Genomic DNA, 6,645 nt, shown 5'->3' with positions numbered 1-6,645 from the left:
CTCCGCGCCCCGTGTGCTCTCCGCGCCCCGTGTGCTCTCCGCGCCCCGTGTGCTCTCCGCGCCCCGTGTGCTCTCCGCGCCCCGTGTGCTCTCCGCGCCCCGTGTGCTCTCCGCGATCTTGCAGTTCTGGTCGCCGGTTCATCCTTCTTGTAGGCATTCGTCCCGACGGAAAGTGCAAGATCGACGGGCGGGGCGGGGTGGCGTGGTGGGGGCGGGGTGGGGGCAGGGGTGGGCGTGGTGGGGCGGGGGGTGAGGGCAGGGGTGGGGTGGGGTTAGGGGAGGAAGGTTTGGAGAGCGGTGTTGGTTGGGGTGGGGTGTTCGAGGGGGAGTAGGTGGGCGGCGTCGGGGGTGTCGGGCAGCCGTTGCGCCCGGGGGGCTTCGGCGGCGATGCGGTCGGCGAGGTGCCGGATGTCGGGGACGTCGGCGGCACCCGCAGTGACCAGCACCGGCATGGTCAGCTCCGCGAGTCGACCGATGGCCGGCGGGTCCAGTTCGGCCACGTCCACGGCGCTGAGTGCCAACTCGGCGGCGAGGGCGCGTTCGTCCATGGCGGTGGCGAAGGCGACGAGTTCGGCGTCGACCTCCTGAGGAGTGCGTTCCGGGCCGACGACCCAGAATCGCACCTCGGCGGCGGCGGTGGCGGCGAAGTCCTCCGGGTCGACATCGCCGACCAGGTTCTCCCACAGGTCGTTGGTCTCGTCGGACCATTCGTGGCCGGATACCGCGCTGCCGAACAGGGCGAGCGCGCTTACCCGATCCGGGTGGGCCAGCGCGGTGTCGATCGCCACCGCTCCGCCGAACGAGCAGCCGACCAGGGCGGCGCGGGTCAGGCCGAGCGCGTCGAGCAGGCCAGCCACGTCGTCGTGGTGGGCGAACGCGGTGGGCGGCAGCTCCGACTCGCCGTAGCCGCGCAGGTCCAGGGCGATCACCCGGTGCCGGGTGGCCAGTGCGCCGACCTGCTCCCGCCACATCCGGCGGTCGGCGATGCCCGCGTGCAACAGGATGACCGGGGATCCGTCGCCGACCTCGTCGTACGCCAGTAGCGCGCCATTTACCTCGATCTTGGTCACCGCAGGACGGTACGACTCGGTACGAGTGGCGCGCAACCGGACAGTGAGACGCTGCTAACTCTGGCTAGCACTTCGCTTGCAGCTGCTAGCGCACCGAGCTAGCGTTGAGTCATGGCCACTGCCAAAGACCTTCCCGACGTCGGCGGGTTCATTCGTGATCTGCGGCGGAACGCGAAGATTTCGCTGCGCCAGCTTGCCGAGCAGGCCGGGGTCAGCAATCCCTACCTGAGTCAGATCGAGCGCGGGCTGCGCCGACCCAGCGCCGAGGTGCTTCAGCAGCTTGCGAGCGCGCTGCGGGTCTCCACTCCGGCGATGTACCTGCGGGCCGGTCTGCTCGACGACAAGGAAGGCCAGGGGGTGCTGGCGGCCATCGCGGTCGATCCGGACCTGACGATGGCCCAGAAGCAGTCCCTCACCCAGATCTACGAGACCTTCCGCCGGGAGAACGCCCGGCTCGCCGAGGCGACCGCCGCCGCGACCGGATCCGCCCCGGGTGGATCCGCCACCGGCGTCGCCCCGGGTGGAGCGGCAACTGGCACCGCACATGAACCCGCCTCAGCTGATCTGAGCGGCGGTACGGACACCGTGACCAGCGATGACGTCACCGCGCCCGACGTGGCCAATCTGGCCGCGACCGGGCCCACCACCCCGGAGGGCACCCCGACCGAGGCTGTCCTTGAGTCGGTCGCCGTGACCGAGGCAGGTGCCGCTCCGGCGCCGGCTCGTCCCCCTGCCAAGAAGGCCACCCGCAAGGTGGTCCGCAAGGCCGCCGTCGCGGCCGAAGAGGAGAAGTCGTGACCCAGCCGAAGACCAACCGTATCCCCGCTCCGATCTACGCTGTCGCCGGTGCCGGCGAGCTGGCCCTGGAACAGCTGCGCAAACTGCCCACCGTGGTCGGTGAGCTGCGCGACCGGGTCGTCAGTGACGGTGGACGAGTCGCCAACGAACTTGGCGGCAAGGCCGTCGTCACCGGCTTCGAGCTGCGCCAGAAGGCCAACGACAAGCTGCGCAACGCCAACCTGACCGCCGAGTCGCTGCGGCGCAATGCCGATCTCAACCGCCTGCGCGAGGCCACCGACTTCAACCGTCTGCGCGAGGTCGCCGACCTGGATCGCCTGCGGGAGAGCGCTGACTTCGACCGGCTGCGCGAGGCGGCCGACCTGGACCGGCTGCGTGGCCTGGCGACCCGCAACGCCGCCGTGGTCGTCGCCGGTGCCCAGGCCGCGCAGGAGCGGGCGCTGGCCGTGTACGGCAAGTTGGTCACGCGAGGCGAGCGGGTGGTCGGTGCGGGCGTGCTGGAGGCCGCCGACACGGTGAACGCGGACATCGAGGCCACTGAGGCCACCGTCCAGCCCTCGACCACGACGACCGAGCCGGCCGCCACCGCCACCACCAAGTCGACCGCCACGACTGAGCCGGCCGAGGTGCCGAGCCCGGCTGAGGTGGCCGAGGTCGTGCAGGCCAAGCCGGCCGCTGCCAAGGCGGCCAAGAAGGCCACCCGCGCCAAGGCGACGACCCGGCAGCCCGCAGCCAAGCGGACGGCGACGCCGTCGGCGAAGGCACCGGGGGCCACCAAGCGCACCCGTCCGGCCGCCGAGTGACCACCTGCCGGCGATCCCGGTCACCGTCCTGTCGGACGGATCCGGGGTCGTCGGCATAAGCTTGCCGTCATGGCCTACGCCGCGCCGATCTTCGCCTTCGATGTCCGCACCGTGATCGACCTGATCCTGTTCGTGTTCGCACTGATCGTGCAGGGGGTCGCTCTCGTGCACGCCATCACGCAGCGTTCCGACGCCTTCCCCGCCATCGGCACGCTGCCCAAGGGCGGCTGGATCGCGATCCTCGCGGTCACCCTCCTGCTGACTCTGCTCACCCAGACCACGCTCAGCATTTTCGGGCTGATCGGCATCGCGGCGGCTCTGATCTATCTGCTCGACGTCCGGGTCGGCCTGCGTGATCTGGGCGACAACAGAGGATCGTGGTGAGGGCTTTCCGCTGGCCACCACCACCCGACGGCGGGCCTCGCACCTGGGGTCCCGGCCCGGGTGGCCCACGCAGCGGGAGACCGGCACTACCCGAGCCCGACACGGAACTCGTCGCCACGCCGCACGGCGTACGACTGGAACGGCTGGTCACCGGCACCGGTGACCCGGTGACCGTGTTCGCTCACGGGCTGGGCAACGGCATCGCCGTCACCCGCCCCTTCGGCAGTGGCGTCACCGGTCGGAAGGTCTTCTTCCAGTTTCGCGGGCACGGCCGCTCGGACGCGCCCGACGGGCTGTGGAGCTACCTCGATCTGGCCCGGGACCTGCGGGCGATCGCCGACCTCTCCAATGCGACCCGGGCCTTCGGCGCCAGTCTCGGTGCCGGAGCGTTGTGCCGGTTGCTCGTCGAGAGCCCGGAACGCTTCGAGCGGCTGATCTTCTTTCTGCCTGCGGCGCTCGACCAGCCGCGAGTTCCCGCCGTCCGGACCCGGCTGCTCGATCTGCTGTCCGCAGTGGAGAGTGGGGATGCCTCGGCGGTGGCCGAGGTGGTCGCGGCGGAGATGCCGCCGGCCGTACGCAACACTCCGGCGGGGTGGGCGTACCTGCGGCAGCGGCTCGACCACCTGCTGCGGGACGGCCTCGCCGCCGGGCTGGCCGACCTGACCGGGCAGCCGCCGGTCGCCGATGCCGGGGCGCTCGCTGCGGTCACCACCCCGGCCCTGGTCATCGCCTGCGAGGGGGACGACCTGCATCCCGTGGAGGTCGCCGAGCAACTCGCCGCCGCGCTGCCCCGGGCGACCCTGCACCGGTACGCCCGTCCCGGTGTGCTGTGGACGGACCGCGCCGACCTCAGAGGGCGGATCTCCGAGTTCCTCAACGGGTAGTCAAGGGCACGAGGTGTGACAGGTCAGCGCGGCAGATGGGCGGCGCGAACGTCGAGCAGCCAGCGCTCCACCGGCTCCTCGTCGGGCCGGTTGGGCAGCGGGGTCCGGATCCGGTCGAAGTCGAGTTCGGCCTCGGCGAGCAGGGTCCGCGCCTCGTCCAGCGCACCACCGGCCACCCGATCGCCGAAGTCACGGAACCAGTCCGGATCGGCGAGCCGGATCTCCAGTACCCCGGTGGCGTAGAGCAGCCGGCCCTGGTGCACCAACCGGGCCAGGTGCCGGGCGTGCTTCGCGGTGCGCCGCCGAGTGTCCGACGAGAAGGTCCCGTCACCCCGGGACTCCAGCTTGCGGAACTGCTGCGCCGCGTAGCCGAGGTAGGCGTCGCGGACCCGGGGAGCGCTGAGGAACGCCGACCGGATGCCGATCAGTCGCTCGCCGAACTCCGTACGGGTCTCGTAGCAGTCGTCGGGGAGCCAGACCAGTTCGCTGGCGGTCGGATTGCCGCTCAGGGCCAGCCGGCACCACTTGCGGGCCTCGTGCAGCGTGGTGTCCGGGTCGGTGGTGACCACCGACTCCTTCGGCGGGTGCAGACCGTGAAAGGCGACCGTGGGCGCGGCGAAGACGCCGATGCGGTCGACATCCGAGCCCGGCCCGGCCAGCCCGTACGCCACCGAGCCGACGATGCCGGAGAGCAGCAGGTGCATGCCGGCGAGCATGCCGGATCACCGGTTCTCCGCAAAACCTGACATCGGTTGTCAGGTTTTGCTGGCAGCGTGGCAACCATGACGAAACCGCTGACCGGAAAGGTGGCGCTGGTGGCCGGGGCAACCCGGGGTGCCGGCCGACAGATCGCCGTCCAACTGGGCGTCGCAGGCGCCACCGTCTACGCCACCGGCCGCAGCAGCCGGGCCGGCCGCTCCGAGCTGGATCGGCCGGAGACCATCGAGGAGACCGCCGAACTGGTGACCGCCGCCGGTGGCACCGGCATCGCCGTCCGGGTGGACCACCTCGTACCCGACGAGGTACGCGACCTGGTCGCGCGGATCGACGCCGAACAGGGTCGACTCGACGTGCTGATCAACGATGTGTGGGGCGCCGACCCGCTGATCACCTGGGAGAAGCCGGTCTGGGAGCAACCGCTGGAGGCCGGCTTCCGTACGCTGCGGCTCGCGGTCGACACGCACATCATCACCAGCCACTTCGCGATGCCACTGCTGATCCGCTGGCCGGGTGGCCTGGTGGTGGAGATCGGCGACGGCACGCGGGCGTACAACGAGGAGAACTACCGCCTCTCGGTCTTCTACGACCTGGCCAAGACCTCGGTGAACCGGCTCGCCTTCAGCTGGTCGCACGAACTCAAGCCGTACGGCGGCACCGCCGTCGCGCTCACCCCCGGCTGGCTGCGTTCGGAGGCGATGCTGGAGCACTTCGGCGTCACCGAGGCCAACTGGCGCGACGGCGCGGCAAAGGACCCGCACTTCCTCATCTCGGAAACCCCGGCGTTCGTCGGTCGGGCGGTCGCCGCACTGGCCGCCGACCCCGACCGCGACCGGTGGAGCGGGCAGTCCGTCTCCGCCGGCGACCTGGCCAAGGTGTACGCCTTCACCGACGTCGACGGCAGCCAGCCGGACGCGTACCGCTACATCACCGAGGTGGTCGACGCCGGCAAACCCGCCGACGTCACCGGCTACCGCTGACGAGAGCGACCCACCAGCGGGGGTCAGCGGTCGCCGGGGGCGGTGTAGAGCGCGGCGGCGCGGGTCGCCGCCTCGGCCAGCCGGGCGCGCAGCTCGGGCGGGTCGAGCACCTCCACCTCGGGACCCAGCCCGAGCAGTTGGGTGTACGCCACGTCGACGGACTCGACGGGCAGCCGGGTCGTGACCCAGCCCTGCTCGTCGGGTTCGTCGGCGGCGGCGACCGCCTCGACGTACCCGAAGGGGATGTCGCTGCGGTGCTGGAGTTGGCGCAGGCCGACGGGGCTCAGCCGGATCCGCACCTCGGCCCGCAGCATGCCACGCAGAAACGCCTCCGCCTGCGCCCGCCAGTACGCCGGCAGGTCGAAGTCCGGCTCCCGGTCGAAGGTCTCCTCGTGCGGCTCGACGTCGACGATCCGGTCCACCCGGTAGGTGCGCATGTCCGCGCCGACCCGGCCGGCGAGGTACCAGATGCCGCTCTTGAGGACCAGAGCGTACGGGCGGACCCGGCGGGCGACCTCGGCATCTGCGCGCCGGTACCGCAGCGTCACCTCCCGGTCCCGCCAAACCGCGCCGGCCAGGTCGGCCAGCCACGGCGGTGGCGCGCTCTGCGCGTACCAGCCGGGCACGTCCAGGTGGAAGCGTTGCCCGGTACGGGTCGGTGCGTCACGCAGGCTGGGCGGCAGGGCGGCGAGGACCTTCAGCTCGGCCGCGGCGACCGCGTCGGCGAGCCCCATGTCCCCGGCCGGTCCGGGCAGCCCGGCGAGGAAGAGCGCCTCCGCCTCGTCCCGGGTCATCCCGGTCAGCCGGGTCCGGTAGCCGCCGAGCAGTCGGTAACCGCCGGCCCGACCCCGATCGGCGTAGACCGGTACCCCGGCGGCGGAGAGCGCCAGGATGTCCCGGTACACCGTCCGCTCGGAAACCTCCAGCTCACGCGCGAGATCCGCCGCCGTCATCGCCTCCCGCGCCTGCAACAGCAGCAGCAACGAGATCAGTCGCGCCGCCCGCACGG

General features: G+C 71.6%; 7 protein-coding genes and 1 pseudogene. 5 read left to right on the top strand and 3 right to left on the bottom strand.

Going from position 1 to position 6,645, the window contains the following annotated elements; all coding sequences use genetic code 11:
- Positions 1–272 precede the first annotated feature (272 nt).
- A complete protein-coding gene (locus AB0M35_RS10230) occupies positions 273–1,070 on the bottom strand; it encodes an alpha/beta hydrolase (protein WP_363743723.1) in 798 nt (265 codons plus the stop codon).
- Between the two features lie 111 nt (positions 1,071–1,181).
- Between AB0M35_RS10230 and AB0M35_RS10225 the strand changes: the two are divergent.
- From AB0M35_RS10225 to AB0M35_RS10210, 4 genes and pseudogenes are all read left to right on the top strand, one after another.
- Positions 1,182–1,736: pseudogene (locus AB0M35_RS10225) on the top strand (helix-turn-helix transcriptional regulator); the annotation flags it as partial.
- Between the two features lie 128 nt (positions 1,737–1,864).
- Positions 1,865–2,671, top strand: coding sequence for a hypothetical protein (locus AB0M35_RS10220; RefSeq protein ID WP_363743722.1), 807 nt, complete (start codon positions 1,865–1,867; stop codon positions 2,669–2,671).
- A 69-nt stretch (positions 2,672–2,740) separates the two neighbouring features.
- Positions 2,741–3,055: a DUF2516 family protein gene (locus AB0M35_RS10215; protein ID WP_363743720.1), complete on the top strand. Its 315-nt coding sequence runs from the start codon at positions 2,741–2,743 to the stop codon at positions 3,053–3,055.
- Positions 3,052–3,939, top strand: a complete 888-nt coding sequence (locus tag AB0M35_RS10210; protein WP_363743718.1) for an alpha/beta hydrolase — start codon at positions 3,052–3,054, stop codon at positions 3,937–3,939. Before AB0M35_RS10215 ends, AB0M35_RS10210 begins: the two co-directional genes overlap by 4 nt.
- 23 nt (positions 3,940–3,962) lie before the next feature.
- Here AB0M35_RS10210 and AB0M35_RS10205 read toward each other — a convergent pair whose 3' ends face one another.
- Positions 3,963–4,643, bottom strand: a complete 681-nt coding sequence (locus AB0M35_RS10205) for a nucleotidyltransferase domain-containing protein (RefSeq protein WP_363743838.1) — start codon at positions 4,641–4,643, stop codon at positions 3,963–3,965.
- Positions 4,644–4,721: 78 nt separating this feature from the next.
- Between AB0M35_RS10205 and AB0M35_RS10200 the strand changes: the two genes are divergently transcribed.
- On the top strand, positions 4,722–5,636 hold the full coding sequence (locus AB0M35_RS10200) for an SDR family oxidoreductase (protein ID WP_363743716.1): 915 nt from the start codon (positions 4,722–4,724) through the stop codon (positions 5,634–5,636).
- 23 nt (positions 5,637–5,659) lie between these two features.
- Here AB0M35_RS10200 and AB0M35_RS10195 read toward each other — a convergent pair whose 3' ends face one another.
- Positions 5,660–6,643 (bottom strand): YafY family protein, encoded by a 984-nt coding sequence (locus AB0M35_RS10195; protein ID WP_363743714.1) that lies wholly within the window; start codon positions 6,641–6,643, stop codon positions 5,660–5,662.
- Positions 6,644–6,645 lie beyond the last annotated feature (2 nt).

The organism is Micromonospora sp. NPDC051196, from assembly GCF_040682415.1.
Lineage (GTDB): Bacteria > Actinomycetota > Actinomycetes > Mycobacteriales > Micromonosporaceae > Micromonospora.
This window is presented reverse-complemented; position numbering and strand designations above follow the sequence as displayed.

What these genes read in the sequence shown, in the direction of transcription:
- AB0M35_RS10215 (WP_363743720.1), top strand. Translation starts at nt 2,741, where the DNA reads ATGGCCTACGCCGCGCCGATCTTCGCCTTCGATGTCCGCACCGTGATC.
- AB0M35_RS10205 (WP_363743838.1), bottom strand. Translation starts at nt 4,643, where the DNA reads ATGCACCTGCTGCTCTCCGGCATCGTCGGCTCGGTGGCGTACGGGCTG.
- AB0M35_RS10200 (WP_363743716.1), top strand. Translation starts at nt 4,722, where the DNA reads ATGACGAAACCGCTGACCGGAAAGGTGGCGCTGGTGGCCGGGGCAACC.